This window comes from Aliidongia dinghuensis (genome assembly GCF_014643535.1).
GTDB classification, from domain to species: Bacteria; Pseudomonadota; Alphaproteobacteria; order ATCC43930; family CGMCC-115725; genus Aliidongia; species Aliidongia dinghuensis.
In genome coordinates, this window is sequence record NZ_BMJQ01000002.1 from 529,710 (window position 1) to 546,870 (window position 17,161).

16 protein-coding genes and 1 pseudogene are annotated in these 17,161 nt (G+C 67.3%); 4 read left to right on the forward strand and 13 right to left on the reverse strand.

What is annotated here, in order from left to right; translation table 11 throughout:
* Window positions 1-77: 77 nt before the first annotated feature.
* From IEY58_RS05835 to IEY58_RS05855, 5 genes are all read right to left on the reverse strand, one after another.
* The gene (locus IEY58_RS05835) at window positions 78-806 is read right to left on the reverse strand and encodes an ABC transporter ATP-binding protein (RefSeq protein WP_189043440.1); all 729 of its coding nucleotides are present in this window, start codon (window positions 804-806) and stop codon (window positions 78-80) included.
* The gene (locus tag IEY58_RS05840; RefSeq protein ID WP_189043442.1) at window positions 803-1,597 is read right to left on the reverse strand and encodes an ABC transporter ATP-binding protein; all 795 of its coding nucleotides are present in this window, start codon (window positions 1,595-1,597) and stop codon (window positions 803-805) included. Before IEY58_RS05840 ends, IEY58_RS05835 begins: the two co-directional genes overlap by 4 nt.
* A gap of 5 nt (window positions 1,598-1,602) precedes the next feature.
* Window positions 1,603-2,442 (reverse strand): branched-chain amino acid ABC transporter permease, encoded by an 840-nt coding sequence (locus IEY58_RS05845; RefSeq protein ID WP_189043444.1) that lies wholly within the window; start codon window positions 2,440-2,442, stop codon window positions 1,603-1,605.
* Between the two features lie 21 nt (window positions 2,443-2,463).
* Entirely contained in the window at window positions 2,464-3,366 is a 903-nt protein-coding gene (locus IEY58_RS05850; RefSeq protein ID WP_189043446.1) for a branched-chain amino acid ABC transporter permease, read from the reverse strand.
* 66 nt (window positions 3,367-3,432) lie between these two features.
* The gene (locus IEY58_RS05855) at window positions 3,433-4,566 is read right to left on the reverse strand and encodes an ABC transporter substrate-binding protein (RefSeq protein ID WP_189043448.1); all 1,134 of its coding nucleotides are present in this window, start codon (window positions 4,564-4,566) and stop codon (window positions 3,433-3,435) included.
* Between the two features lie 266 nt (window positions 4,567-4,832).
* Between IEY58_RS05855 and IEY58_RS05860 the strand changes: the two genes are divergently transcribed.
* A complete protein-coding gene (locus IEY58_RS05860) occupies window positions 4,833-5,573 on the forward strand; it encodes an SDR family oxidoreductase (protein ID WP_189043450.1) in 741 nt (246 codons plus the stop codon).
* A 71-nt stretch (window positions 5,574-5,644) separates the two neighbouring features.
* Entirely contained in the window at window positions 5,645-7,111 is a 1,467-nt protein-coding gene (locus IEY58_RS05865; protein ID WP_189043452.1) for a mannose-1-phosphate guanylyltransferase/mannose-6-phosphate isomerase, read from the forward strand.
* Between the two features lie 79 nt (window positions 7,112-7,190).
* Here the strand turns inward: IEY58_RS05865 and IEY58_RS05870 are convergent, their stop codons facing one another.
* From IEY58_RS05870 to IEY58_RS05890, 5 genes are all read right to left on the reverse strand, one after another.
* Entirely contained in the window at window positions 7,191-7,919 is a 729-nt protein-coding gene (locus tag IEY58_RS05870) for a gamma-glutamylcyclotransferase (protein ID WP_229743516.1), read from the reverse strand.
* 91 nt (window positions 7,920-8,010) lie between these two features.
* Window positions 8,011-9,270: a winged helix-turn-helix domain-containing protein gene (locus tag IEY58_RS05875; RefSeq protein ID WP_189043453.1), complete on the reverse strand. Its 1,260-nt coding sequence runs from the start codon at window positions 9,268-9,270 to the stop codon at window positions 8,011-8,013.
* 213 nt (window positions 9,271-9,483) lie between these two features.
* Window positions 9,484-10,206 (reverse strand): acetoacetyl-CoA reductase, encoded by a 723-nt coding sequence (phbB, locus tag IEY58_RS05880; RefSeq protein ID WP_189043455.1) that lies wholly within the window; start codon window positions 10,204-10,206, stop codon window positions 9,484-9,486.
* A 182-nt stretch (window positions 10,207-10,388) separates the two neighbouring features.
* The gene (locus IEY58_RS05885) at window positions 10,389-11,564 is read right to left on the reverse strand and encodes an acetyl-CoA C-acetyltransferase (protein WP_189043457.1); all 1,176 of its coding nucleotides are present in this window, start codon (window positions 11,562-11,564) and stop codon (window positions 10,389-10,391) included.
* A 249-nt stretch (window positions 11,565-11,813) separates the two neighbouring features.
* Entirely contained in the window at window positions 11,814-12,926 is a 1,113-nt protein-coding gene (locus IEY58_RS05890; protein ID WP_229743517.1) for an alpha/beta fold hydrolase, read from the reverse strand.
* A 572-nt stretch (window positions 12,927-13,498) separates the two neighbouring features.
* On the opposite strand from IEY58_RS05890, the gene phaR reads away from it, so the two are divergent.
* On the forward strand, window positions 13,499-14,110 hold the full coding sequence (phaR, locus tag IEY58_RS05895) for a polyhydroxyalkanoate synthesis repressor PhaR (protein ID WP_189043461.1): 612 nt from the start codon (window positions 13,499-13,501) through the stop codon (window positions 14,108-14,110).
* Between the two features lie 172 nt (window positions 14,111-14,282).
* Window positions 14,283-14,774, forward strand: a complete 492-nt coding sequence (locus tag IEY58_RS05900; protein WP_189043463.1) for a hypothetical protein — start codon at window positions 14,283-14,285, stop codon at window positions 14,772-14,774.
* Window positions 14,775-14,869: 95 nt separating this feature from the next.
* Here the strand turns inward: IEY58_RS05900 and rutD are convergent, their stop codons facing one another.
* The 3 genes and pseudogenes from rutD to IEY58_RS05915 all read right to left on the reverse strand — a co-directional run.
* Window positions 14,870-15,670 carry a pyrimidine utilization protein D gene (gene rutD, locus IEY58_RS05905; RefSeq protein ID WP_189043464.1) on the reverse strand — a complete coding sequence of 267 codons (801 nt, stop codon included), beginning with the start codon at window positions 15,668-15,670 and terminating at the stop codon, window positions 14,870-14,872.
* A 235-nt stretch (window positions 15,671-15,905) separates the two neighbouring features.
* The gene (locus tag IEY58_RS05910; RefSeq protein ID WP_189043466.1) at window positions 15,906-16,778 is read right to left on the reverse strand and encodes a 3-hydroxybutyryl-CoA dehydrogenase; all 873 of its coding nucleotides are present in this window, start codon (window positions 16,776-16,778) and stop codon (window positions 15,906-15,908) included.
* A 259-nt stretch (window positions 16,779-17,037) separates the two neighbouring features.
* Window positions 17,038-17,161 (reverse strand): annotated as a pseudogene (locus IEY58_RS05915) (electron transfer flavoprotein subunit alpha/FixB family protein); the annotation flags it as partial.

A 17,161-nucleotide genomic window follows, 5' to 3' on the forward strand; every position in this document is an offset into this window, starting at 1 on the left:
GTGACGAAGCGTGGTAGGCTTTGCCGCCCGATAATACAAACCGTCATCCCCGCGGAGGCGGGGATAGTTGGGGAGTCTCACGCCGCCCCCAGATAGGCGGCGATCACTTCCGGGTTGTTGGCGATCTCGGCGGCTGGCCCGTGCAGCTTGATGCGGCCGGTCTCGAGGACGTAGGCGTGGTCGGCGACCTCGAGGGCGGCCTGGGCGTTCTGCTCGACCAGGAGAATGGTCCGTCGTTCGGCCTTCAAGGCACGGATGATCTGGAAGATCTCCTCGATGAACAGCGGCGCCAGGCCCATCGACGGCTCGTCGAGCAGCAGCAGCTTCGGGTCCGCCATCAGCGCGCGACCCATCGCCAGCATCTGCTGCTCGCCGCCGGACAAGAGGCCGGCCAGCTGCTGCAGCCGCTCGCCCAATCGCGGGAACCGGTCGAGCACGCCCTGGCGGCGGCGCTGAATCTCGGCCGCGTCGGCGACCAGATAGGCGCCCATGCGCAGGTTCTCGTCGATCGTCATGTTCGCGAAGACCTGGCGGCCCTCCGGCACCTGGACGATGCCGGCGCGCGCGATCTTGTAGGCGGACTGCCCGGCCATCTCGGCACCGGCGAACTTGACCGAGCCCGAGCGCGCCCTCAGAAGGCCGGAAAGGCCGCGCAGCGTCGTGGTCTTGCCGGCGCCGTTGGCGCCGATCAGCGAGACCACGGCACCGTCGGCGACGTCGAGGTCGATGCCCTTGACCGCATCGGTCCGCCCGTAGCCCAGCGTCAGGCCGCGGACCTCCAGCACAGAGCCGGGCGACCCGCTCATGCCTCGCTCCCTTTCAGCTTCTCGGCCACCTTGGCACCCAGATAGGCCTCGATTACGGCCGGGTCCTCGCGCACCTCGCGCGGGCTGCCTTCGGCGATCTTGCGGCCGAAGTTCAGCACGGTAATGCGGTCGCACAGGCTCATGACGAAATGCATGTCGTGCTCGACCAGCAGCAAGGTCAGCCCGTCCTGCTTCAGGCGGTTCAGCAAACCAACCAGTGCCTGGGTCTCGGTTGGGTTCATGCCGGCCGCGGGCTCGTCGAGCAGCAGGAGCTTCGGGCCGGAGGCGAGCGCGCGGGCGATCTCAAGCCGGCGCTGGTCACCATAGGGCAGGTCGCCGGCACGCCGGTCGGCGGCGTCCGTGAGGCCGACGAAGGCCAAGAGCTCGTCCGCTCGCGCCTTGGCCTGGCGCTCCTCGGGCCGGAACCGGCCGAAGCGGGCGAGGATCTCCGGGATCGAGGCCGCGAGCCGTGCATGCATGCCCGTCATCACGTTCTCGCGCACAGTCATTTCCTGGAACATGCGGATGTTCTGGAACGTGCGCGACAGGCCGGCGCGGGTGCGCTTCCAGCTCGGCAGGCCGTCGAGCGATGCACCGGCGAGCCTGACCGTGCCGCCGCTCGGCGGGATCAGGCCGGAGACGAGGTTGAAGCAGGTCGTCTTGCCGGCGCCGTTCGGGCCGATGAGCCCGTGCACCGTGCCGGGCTCGACCGTGAAGTTGACGTGGTCGACCGCGACGAGCCCGCGGAAGCGCACAGTCAGGTCCTGGACCTCGAGCAGGGGGGACGCCATGCCGCTCACCCGATCCGCCCGATGCGCCAGACGAGCAGCCCGCGCGGCATGAACAGCACGGCGACGACGATGATGAAGCCGTTCACCACCAGCTTGAAGTCGTGAAGGGCGGTCAAGAGCTCCGGCAGCACGGTCAGGATGACGGCACCCAGCACCGGCCCGAACGGCGAGCCGATGCCGCCCAGGAGCGCGAACGACAGGATCGTCACTGCCTGGTCGAAGCCGTAGTCGTTCGGGCCGATGAAGCTGTTGGCATGCGCGTTCAGGGCGCCGGCGAGGCCGGCCAGCATGGCCGAGACGACGAGCGCGCCCAGCTTCATGGCCGGCAGGTTGACGCCCATGACGCCGGCCGCGACCTCGTCCTCGCGCATCGCCTCCATGGCGCGGCCGAGCTTCGAGCGCGCGACCAGCACAGCGCCGAGCAGCGCCAGCGCCAGGATGCCGTAGATCAGCCCGAAGCTCGTCTTGTTCGGAATGCCCGAAAGGCCGAGGGCGCCGCCGGTGAGCTCCGACGCATTGCAGAAGATGCGCAGGATCTCGCCGAGCCCGATCGTCGCCAGCGCCAGATAGACGCCGGTGAGCTTCAAGGTCGGGCCGCCGATCACGAGGGCCGCCAGCGCCGGCACCGCCATGGCGGCCATAAGCACGGCCCAGAACGGCCAGCCGGCGTCGAGCGTCAGCAGGGTCGAGACATAGGCGCCGATGCCCATGAACGCGGCCTGGCCCAGGGACAATTGGCCGATCGCGAGCACTGTGTACATGGAGAGCGCCAGGAGCCCGTTCACGCCGACGGCGAAGATCAGGGCCTGGTACGAGAAGAAGAAACTGTCGAGCGCGGCGGACATGGGTTTCCTCGCGGGCGGGCGTCAGGCGCGCTTGACCGGGGCGCGGCCGAACAGGCCGACCGGGCGGAACCAGAGGGTGGCGACCAGCAGGAGGAAGCCGGCCGCATCCTTGACGGCAGAGGAGATGAAGCCGGCGGTCAGCACCTCGAGGATGCCGATGACCAGGCCCGCGACGAGCGCGCCCTTGATGTCGCCGAGCCCGCCGATGATGATCACGGCGAAGCCCTTCAGCATCATGCTCTCGCCCATGTAAGGCTGGATCGCGTTGAAATTGAGCCCGATCAGCACCCCGGCCGTGCTGCCGAGAGCCGCCGAGATGAACGAGACCATGCGCACCACCGCGTCGGTATTGACGCCCATGAGCTGGGCTGCCTCGCCGTTCTCGGCGAGCGCCCGCATGGAGAGGCCGAAGCGCGTGCCGCGGATGAGGCTCAGGAGCGCCACCACGATCAGCACGGTGGTGACGATGATCAGGATCTGCGACAGCGTCACGCGCACGCCGCCGATGGTATAGGCGGCATGACTGATGACGGCGGGCGGCAGGCGCCGGATGTCGGTGCCGAAGCTTGCGGTCGCGAGCGAATAGAGCAGGAGCGTCGCACCCAGCGTCACCATCAGCGAGGCGAGCTCCGGCGCCTTCTTGCGCCGGAGCGGCGTGAGCAACGCCGCATCGAACAGGATGGCGATGAGGCCGGTCAGGATCGCCGCCCCCGGCAGCGCCAGCCAGATCGACAGGCCCAAAAGCTTCGTGCCGTAGAGCGCCAGGAACGCGCCCGTGGTGAAATAGAAGCCGTAGGTCAGGTTGATCACGCCGAGCACGCCGAACATCAGCGTGAAGCCGAGGGCGAACAGCGCGTAGGTCGAGCCTAGAACGAGGCCGTTCAGGAGCTGCTGCGGAAGCTGCTGGAGGATCTGGGCGAGCATTGTCTCGAAGGTGCCAAGCCGGACTGGCGGCAGGCGGACAAGAAGATCCGCCGGCCGTTCAGACTGTTACTTCAGGATCTGGAACTTGCCGCCCTTCATCTCGAGCACCACGACGCCCGACGCATCGGCCGGATCGCGGTTCTCGGTGAAGGAGAACGGGCCCATGACGCCCGTGTACTTGGCCGCCTGCAGCGCCGTCTTGATCTTCTCCGGATCGGCGGCACCCGCCTTGTCGATGGCGTTCGCGACGATGTGCAGCGTGTCGTAGGCCTGGGCCGCGAACTGGTCCGGATCATCCTTGTACTTGGCGCGATAGGCGGCCACGAACTTGGTGTTGGCCGGATCGTCCTTGCCGATGAACCAGGGGCTGCCGACCATCGTGCCGTCGGCCGCTTCGCCCGCGATGTCGCCCAGCTTCGGCGAGTTGAAGCCGTTGCCGCCGATGAAGCGGACCTTCTCGTCGAAGCCCAGCGAGCGCGCGTCCAAGAGGATGCCCGAGGCCGGCTCGACGAGCGCCGAGACCACGACCGCGTCGGGATTCAGGCTCTTGATCTTGGTGAGCTGGGCAGAGAAATCGCTGTCCTTCGTGCCGAAGGTCTCGGTCGTCAGCGTCTGGATGCCGAGCTTCTCGAGCGTCGCCTTGAACACGTCATAGCCCGACTTCGAGAAGGCGTCGTCGTTGGCATACATGACCGCGACCTTCTTGATGCCGAACTTGGCCTGGGCGGTCTTCAGGGTCACGGGGATGACGTCGGCCTCAGGCAGCGAGGTGCGGAAGACATAGGGGCCGATCGCCGTGATGCCGTTCGCGGTCGTCGACGTGCCGACGATCGGAATCTTCTGCTCGTTCGCGACTGGGCCGGCGGCGAACATCTCGTTCGACAGCGTCGGGCCGAGGAGCAGCGGCACCTTGCTGATGCCGATCAGCTTGCGCGCGGCATTGACCGCCTGGTCCTTGTTGCCGGCCGAGTCCTCGTACTGGATGACGAGCTTCTTGCCGCCCAGGACGCCGGTCTTGTTGACCTCGTCCAGCGCCAGGTCGAAGCCGTTCTTGATCGCGACGCCATAGCGGCTGTTCGGCCCGGTCAGGATCTCGATCGCGCCGATGGTGACGTCCTCGGCCTTGGCGGGCGCGGTCCAGATTGCGCCGGCCGTGGCGAGCGGCAGCAGAGCCAAGGCAGCGAGTGTCGTTTTTCTCATCGGCTTTCCCCCTAATCGCAAATTGCGTCTCGACCATCATCCCCGGGCGGCTGCCTTGGCCGGCAGCCCTCGTTCGGCCGCGCACCTTAGCCGAGCGATCGCGTGGCGGCAAACAAGGATGCGCAGGAAGCAATCGAGTGGCGATTTCTCCTCATACCAAAGTTCCGGCTGCCCCTTGGCGACCGGCGGTTCCGGCCGATACGATTGAGCGGGTAGCCGCCAAACGGCGTTATTCCCAGCGACATCATACCGGGAGGATTAGGACAGTGACTGAGAGATTGGCCGGCAAGCGGGCGCTCGTGACGGCGGCGGCCCAGGGCATCGGCCGGGCTTCGGCCCTGGCGTTTGCGCGCGAAGGAGCACGGGTGATCGCGACCGACGTCAACGAGGCAGCACTCGCCGAACTGGCGGGCAAGCCTGGCATCGAGACGCGCCGGCTCGACGTGCGCGACGACCAGGCGATCGCGGCACTCGCCGCCGAGATCGGCACCATCGATATCCTGATGAACGCCGCCGGCTTCGTGCATCACGGCAGCGTCCTCGAATGCTCGGATGCGGACTGGGACTTCAGCTTCGACCTCAACATCAAGAGCATGTACCGCACGATCCGTGCGTTCCTGCCGGGCATGCTGGCTGAGGGCAAGGGCTCGATCGTCAATATCGCGTCCGGCGCCTCGTCGGTACGCGGTATTCCCAATCGCTTCGTCTATGGCACGACCAAGGCGGCCGTGGTGGGCCTGACCAAGGCGGTCGCGGCCGACTTCATCCGCAAGGGCATCCGCTGCAACGCGATCTGCCCCGGCACGATCGCGACCCCGTCGCTCGACGACCGTATTAATGCGTTCGACGACCCGGTCGCGGCCCGCAAGGCCTTCATCGAGCGGCAGCCGATGGGGCGGCTCGGCGAGGCGGAGGAGGTCGCTGCGGCGGCGGTTTATCTCGCCGGCGACGAATCTGCCTTCACGACCGGTACGATTCTGCTGGTGGACGGCGGTTTCGCGTTGTAACTGGCGATACCGAAGAGAGATGTCCGCCGCATCCAGGGGATGGGCGGACGTTTCGGACGAACGACAGGACTATGCCCGAGGAGGCGAAGACCGTGGCCGACCCGAAGATCCTGAATGCCAAGCGCCTTATTCATCCGGTAATCCTGTCCGGCGGCTCGGGGACGCGGCTGTGGCCGATGTCCCGCGCGGCCTATCCGAAGCAGCTGCAGCCGCTCCTGAGCGCCCGCAGCCTGCTGCAGGACTCCGTCGCCCGCGTGCTGCAGGCCGACCTGTTCGCGGCACCGGTGATCCTGGCGAACGAGGAGCATCGCTTCATCATTGCCGAGCAGCTGCGTCAGATCGACGTCAAGCCGCAGACGATCATGCTGGAGCCGATTGCGCGCAACACCGGCCCCGCGGCGGCGGCCGCGGCGCTCTGGATCAGCCAGCGCGATCCCGACGCGCTCATGCTGATCATGCCGTCCGACCATGCGATCGCCGACCACCCGGCCTTCCTGAAGGCGATCGAGACCGGGGCCACGGCGGCCGCGGCCGGCAAGCTCGTGACGTTCGGCATCCATGCCGACCGGCCCGAGACCGGCTATGGCTATATCCGCCGCGGCGGGGCGGTGGGCCAGACCGGCGCCTTCGAGGTCGCGGCCTTCGTCGAGAAGCCGGACCGCGAGCGGGCCGAGCAATATGTCGCCTCGGGCGACTATACCTGGAACAGCGGCATCTTCCTGTTCCCGGTGCAGACGTATCTCGCCGAGTACAAGGCGCGCCTGCCCGAGAGTTACGCCGCGGTCGAGGCGGCGGTGGCGCACGAGAAGGGCGATCTCGACTTCCATCGGCTGGCGGCCCAGGACTTCGCCAAGGCCGAGAACCTGTCGATCGACTATGCGGTCATGGAGCACACGTCGAACGCCGCCGTGGTGCCGGTCGCCATGGGCTGGAACGACGTCGGCGCCTGGGACGCGCTCTGGGACATCTCGCCCAAGGACGAGAACCAGATGGTCCAGATCGGCGACGTGGTCGCGGTCGATTGCCGCGGCTCGTATCTCCGGACCGAGGAGCGGCTGCTCGCCGCGGTCGGCGTCGATGACCTGATCGTGGTCGCGACGGCCGATGCGGTGCTGGTGGCGCCCAAGTCGCGCGCTCAGGACGTGAAGCGGCTCATCGACCGCATGAAGCTCGACAAGCGAGAGGAGCTGACCCACCTGCCGACCGTGCATCGGCCGTGGGGCACCTACCGCTCGATCCATAACGGCGAGCGCGTGCAGGTGAAGCACATCATGGTGAAGCCCGGCGGCAAGCTGTCGCTGCAGATGCACCACCATCGCGCCGAGCATTGGGTCGTCGTCTCGGGCACGGCCAAGATCGTGCGCGGCAACGAGGAGCTGCTGCTGACCGAGAACCAGTCGACCTACATCCCGCTCGGCACCAACCACCGGCTGGAAAACCCCGGCCGCATCCCGCTGCACCTGATCGAGGTGCAGTCGGGCAGCTACCTCGGCGAGGACGACATCGTCCGGTTCGAGGACACTTACGGGCGCGCGTAACGCGGCTGAGCGTAACTCCGGCCGATCGGGCGCCGGCCCTGGATTGCCGTGCAGGCGGGAATCCAGGGTGGCCGCGCGCTCAGGAGCAGTCGACCTTGCCGCCGAGCAGCACCTCGACGCGGCGCTTGAGGCGCTGCAAGGTCCGGTCCTCGAGGCCGAGCTCGGCGAGCGCCTGGGTCGTTTTGAACAGATAGTCCGTGCACGGGCCGAGCCGGCCGACGGCGGTCGCCACGACGCGGACGATCTCGTCCTCGGCGAGCCTTCCGGCATAGCGCGGGTTGGCCGGATCGATCGTGAAGGTAACGGCGTCGACCGGGCCGTCGGCGGTCGTGACCTTGACCCAGCGCGGCTTGTAGGCGCCGCTCAGCATTTCGCGGCGCCAGAGGATGTCCAATTCGCAGGCAACCTGCTCGGCCGCCAGGCGGAACGCCATGCCGGTGCAGGCGCCGCCGCGCTCGAGCGCCAGGACCAGGCCCGGCTGCTCCGGGCTGCCGCGGCCGAGCGGGGTCCACAGGCAGAAGCGCCGGTGCCAGCCGTGGACGCGGCCCTTGCGCTGCTCGGCGAAATGAAAGGCCGGGTTCCAGATGAGCGAGCCGTAGCCGAACAGCCAGAGATCGCCGCTCGGGTCGGCGCTCTTCGGCCGGGCCGCGAGCGTTTCGGCGATCGAGGTCGCGCGCTCCTCGTCGGTCAGCACGCGCATGCCGTGGGCGGAGGCGAGCTTGATGACCGTGCCCGCCTGGATCGTTTCGCGGGTCAGTTCGATCGGCTGGTGCGTGTCGATGGGCTGGTGCGTGGGCGTCAGGTCCATCCTGTTCTCGTCCGACGAGGTGGCGTCGATCGCCACCTTGCAAGAAACGGGCTCGAAAAACATAGGCGGGACCGGGCGGGGGCGCTGCGCATTATGCGGTCTGGCTGACCGGTTCGCTGCGCATGGCGTCCGGCACGTGGCGTGCGAGCGCCGGCATCAGATCGCCGCGGCTGCCCAGCTCGATGCGCTCGAGCCCGAGCCAGCGGGCGGTCTCGACCAGCGCCTGGGCGAGCTCGGGCGCGACGGCGGCGGGGTCTGCATGCCCCTCGACATGGGCGGCCGGCACCTGCAGCACGCGGCTCCCCCGGTCCGCCTTGAGGTCGACGCGCGCCATGAGCTTGTCGCCCAGCAGGAACGGCAGCACGTAATAGCCGAACACGCGCTTCGCCTCGGGCGTATAGATCTCGATGCGATAGCGGAAGTCCCACAGGCGCTCGGTCCGCGAGCGCTCGAACACCAGCGGGTCGAACGGCGACAAGAGCGTGCGGGCCCCGATCCGGCGCGGCAGGCGCGCCGCCGGATCGAGATAGGCCGGCTGGCTCCAGCCCTTGACGGTGACCGGCAGCAGCGCCCCGGCCTCGACCAGCTCGGCGAGCCGCGCCTTGCTGTCCTCGGGCCGGAGCCGGAAATAGTCGCGCAGGTCCGGCTCGGTCGCGATGCCGAGCGCCTTGGCGGAGATCATGAGCAGCTGGCGCTGGGCCTCGGCTATCTCGGGCACGGGGGCCGCGAGCACGGCGCGGGGCAGGACCCGCTCGGTCAGGTCGTAGAGCCGTTCGAAGCCGCGCCGGGTCGCGGTCGTGATCCGCCCGGCCCAGAACAGATATTCGAGCGCCCGCTTGCCGTCGCTCCAGCCCCACCAGCCGCCCGACCCGGTCCGCGGCGCCGCTTCGGCCTCGGCCTCGAGCTCGCCGGCCGAGATGGGGCCGCGGGCGCGCACCTCGTCGTAGATCCGCTCGACATAGTCCGGCCGCTCGCGCGCGATGCGGGCGAGCTCGCCATAGATGCCGCTGCCGCTCGCCGCCCGCGCCATGCGCCAGCGCAGCAGCGGGTAATACTCGACCGGCACGTAGGACGCCTCGTGCGCCCAATATTCGAAGAGATGGCGCCGGCGCCCGGCATAGGCTGCCTGGTGCAGAAGCTCGGTGTCATAGGCGCCGAGGCGCGAGAAGGTCGGCAGGTAGTGCGCGCGCGCCAGCACGTTGACCGAATCGATCTGCACGACGCCAAGGCGCCGGGTCAGTTTCTTCAGGTGTCCGGCCTCGGTTGTCTCGGGCCGGGCGAGGCCGAAGCCCTGGGCCGCGAGCGCAATGCGCCGCGCTTCCGACGGGCTGAAGTGCTCGCGCGGCGTCATGGCTGTACCAAGTTGGATTGGGGGCTATGCCAGAGCGCGCGCGAGGCGAGCGGCGGGCCGCTGCAGAAGCCGTCGACAGCCGTCGCCCGGTTGCGCCGGGCGAGGGTGGGGTCGGACGTTGTGACGGAAAGGTTGGTCAAGGTTTGGGTGAGAACGATGCCCGGAAAAAAAGGCCTGTGGCAGGGCGATCCTGCCACAGGCCCTCGACCTGGGTCAGTACATATGTTGGCCGCCGTTGATCGACAGGGTCGAGCCGGTGATGAAGCCGGCGTCGTCCGCGACCAGGAACAGGACGCCGCGCGCGATCTCGCTCGCTTGGCCGAGGCGGCCGACGGGGATCTTGGCGACGATCTTCTCCAGCACGTGCGGCGGCACCGAGCGGACCATCTCGGTATCGATATAGCCGGGCGCGATGGCGTTCACGGTCACGCCCTTGGCGGCGCCCTCTTGGGCCAGCGCCTTGGTGAAGCCGTGGATGCCCGACTTCGCCGCGGCATAGTTGACCTGGCCGTACTGGCCGGCCTGGCCGTTGATCGAGCCGATGTTGACGATGCGGCCGAAGCTGCGCTCGCGCATGCCGTCGATCACCACCCGGGCCAGGTTGAAGCAGGAGGTCAGGTTGGTATCGATGACCGCATGCCACTGGTCCGGCGTCATCTTGTGGATCGTGCCGTCGCGGGTGATGCCGGCATTGTTGACCACGATCTCGACCGGTCCCAGCTCGGCCTGGATCTTGTCGATGCCGCTCTTCACGGCCTCGAAGCTCGACACGTCGAACTTGTAGGTCGGGATGCCGGTTTCCGCGGTGAAAGCGCGCGCCACGTCCTCGTTGCCGCCATAGTTGGCAGCGACCTTGTAGCCGGCATTCTTGAGCGCGACGCTGATCGCCGCCCCGATGCCGCGGGTTCCTCCCGTCACGACTGCAACACGTGGCATTGTACGTCTCCCTGTTTAGCGTCCGGCCGTTAACCGGCCGGTCCCCGTTGAAACTCCGAAGCTCGATGGTTTGTCATCCCCGGGCTTGACCCGGGGATCCACGCGTTGCCACGAGACATGGTGGCGGTAGACGGGCGTGGATGGCCGGGTCGAGCCCGGCCATGACGGAAGGGGCGGTCTGGCTATTCCCGCTCGACACACATGGCGATGCCCATGCCGCCGCCGATGCACAGCGTGGTCAGGCCCTTCTTGGCCCCGCGCTTCTGCATTTCATGCAGCAGCGTCACCAGCACGCGCGCGCCGGACGCGCCGATCGGGTGGCCGATGGCGATGGCGCCGCCGTTGACGTTGACCTTGTCCGTGTCCCAGCCCAGGTCCTTGTTGACGGCGCAGGCTTGGGCCGCAAAGGCCTCGTTCGCCTCGATCAGGTCCAGCTGGTCCGCGGTCCAGCCGGCCTTCTTGAGTGCCAGGCGGCTTGCCGGGATCGGGCCCGTGCCCATGATCGACGGGTCGACGCCGGCGGTCGCCCAGGACACGATGCGGGCGAGCGGCTTGACGCCGCGTTTGGCCGCGTCGGCGGCACTCATGAGCAGCACGGCCGCGGCGCCGTCATTGATGCCGGACGCGTTGCCGGCGGTCACCGTGCCGGTCTTGGAGAAGGCGGGCCGCAGCTTGGCCAGGCCCTCGATCGTCGAGCCGGCCTTCGGATACTCGTCCGTATCGACCAGCACGTCGCCCTTGCGGCCGGCAATCTTGACCGCGACGATCTCGTCCTTGAAGCGGCCGGACTCGACCGCCTTCACGGCCTTGAGCTGAGAATTGAGCGCGAACTCGTCCTGCTGCTCGCGGGTGATCTGGTACTTCTCGGCGACGTTCTCGGCCGTGGTGCCCATGTGGTAGCCGTTGAACGCATCCCACAGTCCGTCGCGGATCATCGTGTCGATCATCTGCGCGTCGCCCATGCGCACGCCGGCGCGCAGGTGCAAGGCGTGGGTCGACTGGCTCATGCTCTCCTGGCCGCCGGCGATGACGATCTGGCTGTCGCCGTTGCGGATCGCCTGGAAGCCCAGTGCTGCGGCGCGCAGGCCCGAGCCGCACACCTGGTTGATGCCGTAGGCGGTCGTCTCGATCGGCAACCCAGCGTTGATGGCAGCCTGGCGGGCCGGGTTCTGGCCCTGGGCCGCCGTCAGCACCTGGCCCAGGATGACCTCGCTCACCTCACCCGGCTGGACGCCGGCGCGCGCCATGACCTCGCGGATCACGATTTCACCCAGGTAATGGGCCGGGACGCTGGCAAGGGCGCCGTTGAAGCTGCCGACGGGGGTGCGGGCCGCTCCGGCGATGATGACGTCCGACATGGGATGGTTCCTCCGGGAACACGAGAGAAGAAGCCGGTGCCGCCTGTTGAACCAGGCTTGGCGATCGGCATGACGTTTATCGCCTTGCTACCATAAGGGGCTGCGAAAACGGCCGTCCAGCCCCGACGGCGTCGCGCGACGACAATTGACGGCGTTTGTCGTTGAATTTGCAGCAGATTTGCAGCGGATCGCCTGAGACGCCGGGCTTCGTGGCAATTTAATGAAATTTGCGGCTATCGCTGCGGGAATTTATGGCTGTGGGACGTGGCGCTCAAGCCAGTCGCCGAGCGGCGCCCAGACCTGGGCCGGCGCACGGCCGGCGACGATGAGCCCGATATGGCCGAGGTCAGGCTCGATGAGCGTTGCCTTGGGCAGGGCGGCGGCGAGCGGCCGGGCGGATGCCGGCGGCACCAGCCGGTCGCGCGCCGGGGCGATGACGAGGGCCGGCCGGTCGAAGTGGCCGGGCGCCACCGGCTGGCCGGCGATCGACCAGGTTCCACGCACCGGCTGGTTCTCGCCGTACCAGCCGCCGAAACAGTCCTTGGCCGTGGGCAGGGCCAGCGGCACGCCGTCGTTCAGCCAATCCTCGGTCGCGACGAAATTGAGCGCCTCGGGCGTGTTCGGGTCAAGGTCGGCGAAGCGGCTGAACTTGCGGATCGCGAGATGCGGGTCGGCCATGAAGAACAGCGTCTGCAGCATGTCGGTCGGCACCCACCCGATCGGCCCGAACGTGATGTCCGCGGGTCCCGCGAGCGCTGCTACGAAGCGCGCATACGCCTCGTTGCCGGCTTGGAAATCCCAGGGGGTGGCGAGCAGGCCGAGTGCTGCCACCTCGCGCCGGCGGCGAAGCGCCAGCGCCAGCGCCAGGAGCCCGCCCATGCAATAGCCGACGACGCCGATCGGGCCGCGGACCCGGTCGAGCGCCGCCTCGAACGCGGCGTCGAGCCGGCCGGCGATATAGGCGGTCAGGTCGAACTGCCGCTCCGTCTCGCCGGGCTTGTCCCAGTCGACGAGCAGCGGCCGGATGCCGCGGGCGGCGAGATAGCGCAAGAGGCTGCGGTCGGCCGCGAGGTCGAGCACGTAGGCGCGGTTGATGAGCGAGGGCACGACCAGCACCGGCCGGCCGTGCTCGGGGCCATAGTCGATGAGGCGCGTTGTGCCCGAGCGCCAGATTTCCGGCGGATCGGCGAGCGCGCGACGATAAGGGTGGCGGCGATAGGCCTCGATACCGGCGGCGAAACGGTCGGCGCGCTGGGCAAGCTCGCTCTCGACCGCTTCGGCGAAGTCACGAAGCTCGACGGCGTCGAGCGCCCGGGCGAGCTCCTCGGCGCGGGGTTCCAGCTCCGGTTTCCAGGGAAGCAAGCCGCTCTTCAAGAAGGGCAAGGCGAGCCTTGAGCTGTGCCATGTCGTGCCCGCCGTCAGCAGATGCGCCGGCAACGGGCGCGGACCCTGACGGCGCCGCCGCGGCCCCTGGCCGGGGGGGCTCTGGCCTGTTGGATCCTGACTGGGTGGATCTTGGCTGGGTGGATCTTGACTGGGGGGCGTCACGATGCGGGTCTTCCGACGCGGCAGGGCGGGGGTTGGGCGTGAACGGTGCGTAGGGCGCGCCGGCGCGGGCGACCAGGTCCGGCCAGAGCGCCTGCCACAGGCCGGCCTGGGCCGCGAGGCTGCCGCCGAACAGCTGCATCAGCCGCGTAAGCCCGTCGGTCAATTCCGGATCGACCGCGGTCGCGGCAACCTGATCCTGCCACAATTCGACATAGCGGCGGGCGAGCGCTTCGAGATCGGGCGGCTTCGACATGTATCGGACTATATCCGGCTAAAGGGTCGTTGCGATTACGGACGCACCACACAAATCGGGGTGGGGCAACCGCTTCTGCATCTGTTATGCTGCGCAACATAGCTGCAAAAAACACTGCCAAGGTAGCCCCTCGATGAATGCCAAACCGCAAAGCGATCCGGCGCCCGTCATCATCAAGAAATACGCTAACCGCCGGCTCTACAACACCGCGACTTCTAGCTACGTGACCCTCGATAATCTCAGCCAGATGGTCCGCCAGGGCGGCGATTTCATCGTCTACGACGCCAAGAACGGCGAGGACATCACCCGCTCGGTCCTGACCCAGATCATCGTCGAGGAAGAGCAGAAGGGCCAAAACCTGTTGCCGATCAGCTTTCTCCGGCAGATCATCAGCTTCTACGGCAACAACATGGAATGGCTGCTGCCGCGCTATCTCGAATTCACCATGAAGTCCTTCGCGCGCAACCAGGAACAGCTGGCAAAGAGCGTCGGCGGCTCGTTCGGCGGCCTGTTTCCGTTCGGCTCGCTCGAAGACATGGGCAAACAGAACATGGCGCTCTTCGAGAAGGCGATGAAGATGTTCACACCGTTCGGCGCCGAAGGTGAGGCGGCCGGCGGGGAGGAAGTGCCACCGAGCGAACCGCCGGCACCGGCGCCCGGCATCCAGGAATTGACCGAACGGCTCAACAGCCTGCAGGGCCAGCTGGATGCGCTGACCAAGAAGGGCATCAAGACCGGGACCTGACGCTTCCGGTGCCCTTTGATCCCCCGTGCCGGCGGCCCGTTCATGCGCAACCGACACGGGGGATTGGTCCTGGACGAGCAGGTTCAGGCTGTTTCCTGTGAGCTCTTTCACAGGCCCGGGCGTCATCGTGACGCGATGATCCTGCTGCATGGCAGCGCAGGATATTCGATCGGTGGCACGCGAAACCGGCAGCCCTATCCGCTTCAACCTGATCGATCCGCTGTTCGACGCTTCGGTTCCGAAGGCGTGCTATGTCGCTCGCAGCCTGCGCCTCGCCCATCTCGCCTGGGGCGGCGGCGTCATCATCCTGGTCTCGGCACCTAACGTTCCAGCCGATCCCGAGGTTCCGGGATCGGTCATGCACCTGGTCCGGGCCGTGCTGCTGTGGCCGCTGGTCGAGAACGCGGTCTTTCTGCTGCTGCTGCACCTGATCGCCCAGCGTGGCGAGACGGGCAGGACACTCTCGGTGGTCGCGGCCGCAAGCGCCACGCTCGTCACGGCGCCGCCGCCGAGCCAAGCCCTGTTCCTGTTCTCGGCCTATTTCCTCACCGCCGCCGTCTATCTCGCCTGGCGCGACCGCGACCGCCACTTCGGCTTCTGGCTGGGCGCGGCCCTGCATGGCTTATTCAACGCGCCAGGGGCGGTGGTGGGATATTGGGGGTAGGCGCAGATGGGTTCCGACAACGGATCGCACCCTGAGGGCGATCCGTGTCGAAGAAGTGCCCTACAGGCCGGCGTGTTCCCGGCCCGCGGGCCGGCTCAGGTCGGCGTGTTCGCCTGCAGGAAGGGCAGGACGGCCTGGTTGAAGTCGCGCGGCTTCACCTGGGTGAAGGCATGGCCGCCGGACGCGAACATCTTGAGCTCCGCATCCGGGATGGCACGGGCGAGCGCCTCGCTCTGGTAGGACGGGATCACTTGGTCGTCCGCGGCGCCGACGATCAGGGTCGGTGCCTTGATCTTGCCCAGGTCCTTGGTCCGGTCGAACGCCATGAGCGCATCGATGCGGCTCTCCATGATCTCGACCGGCGGGAAATTCGCGATCATGCGCGCCTCGTAATGGCGCAGTTCCTCGTTATGCTCGGCGACCCAGGCGGGCGGATAGAGCATCAGGCTCGCCTGCTGCACATAGGCCGTGGGGCCGAGGCCCGACAGGATCTCCTTGCGCAGCATGAACTCGCGCCGGAAATAGGCGTCCGGCTTCGGCCAGCTCGCCGTGATCACGAGGGCCCTGACGCGCGACGGGTAATCGATGGCCAGGACCTGCGCGATGGCGCCGCCGGTCGAATGGCCGACGATATGGGCCTGCTCGATCTCGAGCTTGTCCATGAGCGCCACCACGTCCGCCGCCATCTTGTCGATGGTGTAGGACATCTTCACATGGTCGGACTGGCCGACGCCGCGATGATCGTGGAGCACGAGCCCGAACTCGCGCGAGAAAGCCGGAATCTGCGGCTCCCAATAGGCCGCATGGCCGCTCAGGCCGGAAATCAGCAGAACAGGGAAACCGTCCCCATGTCGCTCGACATAGAGGCTGCAATCGCCAATCGACACGCGTGGCATAGGGCCTCCTACGGGGCTCTTGGAAAGGGGTGATTGTCGGTATCACCCGGCCCGCCGATGAGTCAAATCATCGCGTGCCCAAGGACCCGGTGCCGGCTGCATTGCCGCCATGCAATCACGACGAAGCTATGACGCAGCGCAGCATTGCCGATTGCTTGGCCATCCGGCTGCCTCGTCTTGAGGCAGCCGGTACAAAGCGTGAAGATTTTTTTATGGAGACGGACGGTATCAGTATTCAGCGAGTGGGAACGGGGTGCTCGCCGCGATAATCGTAGAAGCCGCGGTTGGCCTTCTTGCCGAGCCAGCCGGCCTCGACGTACTTCACCAAGAGCGGACAGGGGCGATATTTCGAATCGGCCAAGCCTTCGTAGAGCACCTGCATGATGGCAAGGCAGGTGTCGAGCCCGATGAAATCGGCGAGTTGGAGCGGTCCCATCGGATGATTGGCGCCGAGCCGGAGCGCCGTGTCGATCGCCTCGACCGAACCCACGCCCTCGTAGAGCGTATAGACCGCCTCGTTGATCATCGGCAGCAGCACGCGGTTCACGATGAAGGCGGGGAAATCTTCCGCCGCGACCGGCTGCTTGCCGAGCTTGACCGCGAGCTCGCGGATGGCGGCGAAGGTCTTCTCGTCGGTCGCGATGCCGCGGATCAGCTCGACCAGCGCCATGACCGGCACCGGGTTCATGAAATGCATGCCGATGAAGCTGCCGGGCCGGTCGGTCGACGCGGCGAGCCGGGTGATCGAGATCGACGAGGTGTTGGTCGCGATGATCGTGTCCGGCCGGATGCTCGGGATCAGGCGCTTGAAAATCTCGCGCTTGATCGCCTCCTTCTCAGTCGCGGCCTCGATGACGAGATCGCATTCGGCGAACATGGCGTAGTCGGTGCCGGTCTGGATGCGGGCCAAGGCGTGGTCGCGCTCGACCTGGGTCAACTTGCCCTTGCCGATCGCCCGGTCGAGATGGAGGCCGATGTTCGCCATCGCGTGGTCGAGCGCGTCGGTCGACACGTCGTTGAGGCGCACGTCATAGCCGGCCTGCGCGCAGACCTGCGCGATGCCGTTGCCCATCTGACCCGCCCCAATGACACCGATCCGAGAAATCATGTCCGCCTCATCACAAGAAACGCATTCGTCGTGCCGCAGTTCTGGTGGCCGGCAAAACGAGGGCGGCGCGAGATCACTCCCACGCCGCCCCCATTCATAGCGAGCCTTTGGGCGCCCGTCAGCAGGGAAGCGAGATGCCGCCCTTTGCCGTCGTTCCCGCGAAGGCGGGAACCTAGGGCGAGCGGTACATCCGTTCCGCGTCGGGCGCCCTTCGTGGCAACCCTGGATCCCCGCCTCTCGCGGGGATTACGGGACGCGCTTACTTCGCCTTGTCGAGCTCGGCCGCGAGTTCCGGCACGAGCTTGAACAGGTCGCCGACCAGGCCGTAGTCGGCGATCTGGAAGATCGGCGCTTCCTCGTCCTTGTTGATGGCGACGATGACC

Excerpts from the sequence above, each read along its gene's own strand:
- IEY58_RS05835 (WP_189043440.1), bottom strand. The coding sequence starts at position 806 with ATGAGCGGGTCGCCCGGCTCTGTGCTGGAGGTCCGCGGCCTGACGCTG.
- IEY58_RS05840 (WP_189043442.1), bottom strand. The coding sequence starts at position 1,597 with ATGGCGTCCCCCCTGCTCGAGGTCCAGGACCTGACTGTGCGCTTCCGC.
- IEY58_RS05845 (WP_189043444.1), bottom strand. The coding sequence starts at position 2,442 with ATGTCCGCCGCGCTCGACAGTTTCTTCTTCTCGTACCAGGCCCTGATC.
- IEY58_RS05850 (WP_189043446.1), bottom strand. The coding sequence starts at position 3,366 with ATGCTCGCCCAGATCCTCCAGCAGCTTCCGCAGCAGCTCCTGAACGGC.
- IEY58_RS05855 (WP_189043448.1), bottom strand. The coding sequence starts at position 4,566 with ATGAGAAAAACGACACTCGCTGCCTTGGCTCTGCTGCCGCTCGCCACG.
- IEY58_RS05865 (WP_189043452.1), top strand. The coding sequence starts at position 5,645 with ATGCCCGAGGAGGCGAAGACCGTGGCCGACCCGAAGATCCTGAATGCC.
- IEY58_RS05870 (WP_229743516.1), bottom strand. The coding sequence starts at position 7,919 with ATGGACCTGACGCCCACGCACCAGCCCATCGACACGCACCAGCCGATC.
- IEY58_RS05875 (WP_189043453.1), bottom strand. The coding sequence starts at position 9,270 with ATGACGCCGCGCGAGCACTTCAGCCCGTCGGAAGCGCGGCGCATTGCG.
- phbB (WP_189043455.1), bottom strand. The coding sequence starts at position 10,206 with ATGCCACGTGTTGCAGTCGTGACGGGAGGAACCCGCGGCATCGGGGCG.
- IEY58_RS05885 (WP_189043457.1), bottom strand. The coding sequence starts at position 11,564 with ATGTCGGACGTCATCATCGCCGGAGCGGCCCGCACCCCCGTCGGCAGC.
- phaR (WP_189043461.1), top strand. The coding sequence starts at position 13,499 with ATGAATGCCAAACCGCAAAGCGATCCGGCGCCCGTCATCATCAAGAAA.
- rutD (WP_189043464.1), bottom strand. The coding sequence starts at position 15,670 with ATGCCACGCGTGTCGATTGGCGATTGCAGCCTCTATGTCGAGCGACAT.
- IEY58_RS05910 (WP_189043466.1), bottom strand. The coding sequence starts at position 16,778 with ATGATTTCTCGGATCGGTGTCATTGGGGCGGGTCAGATGGGCAACGGC.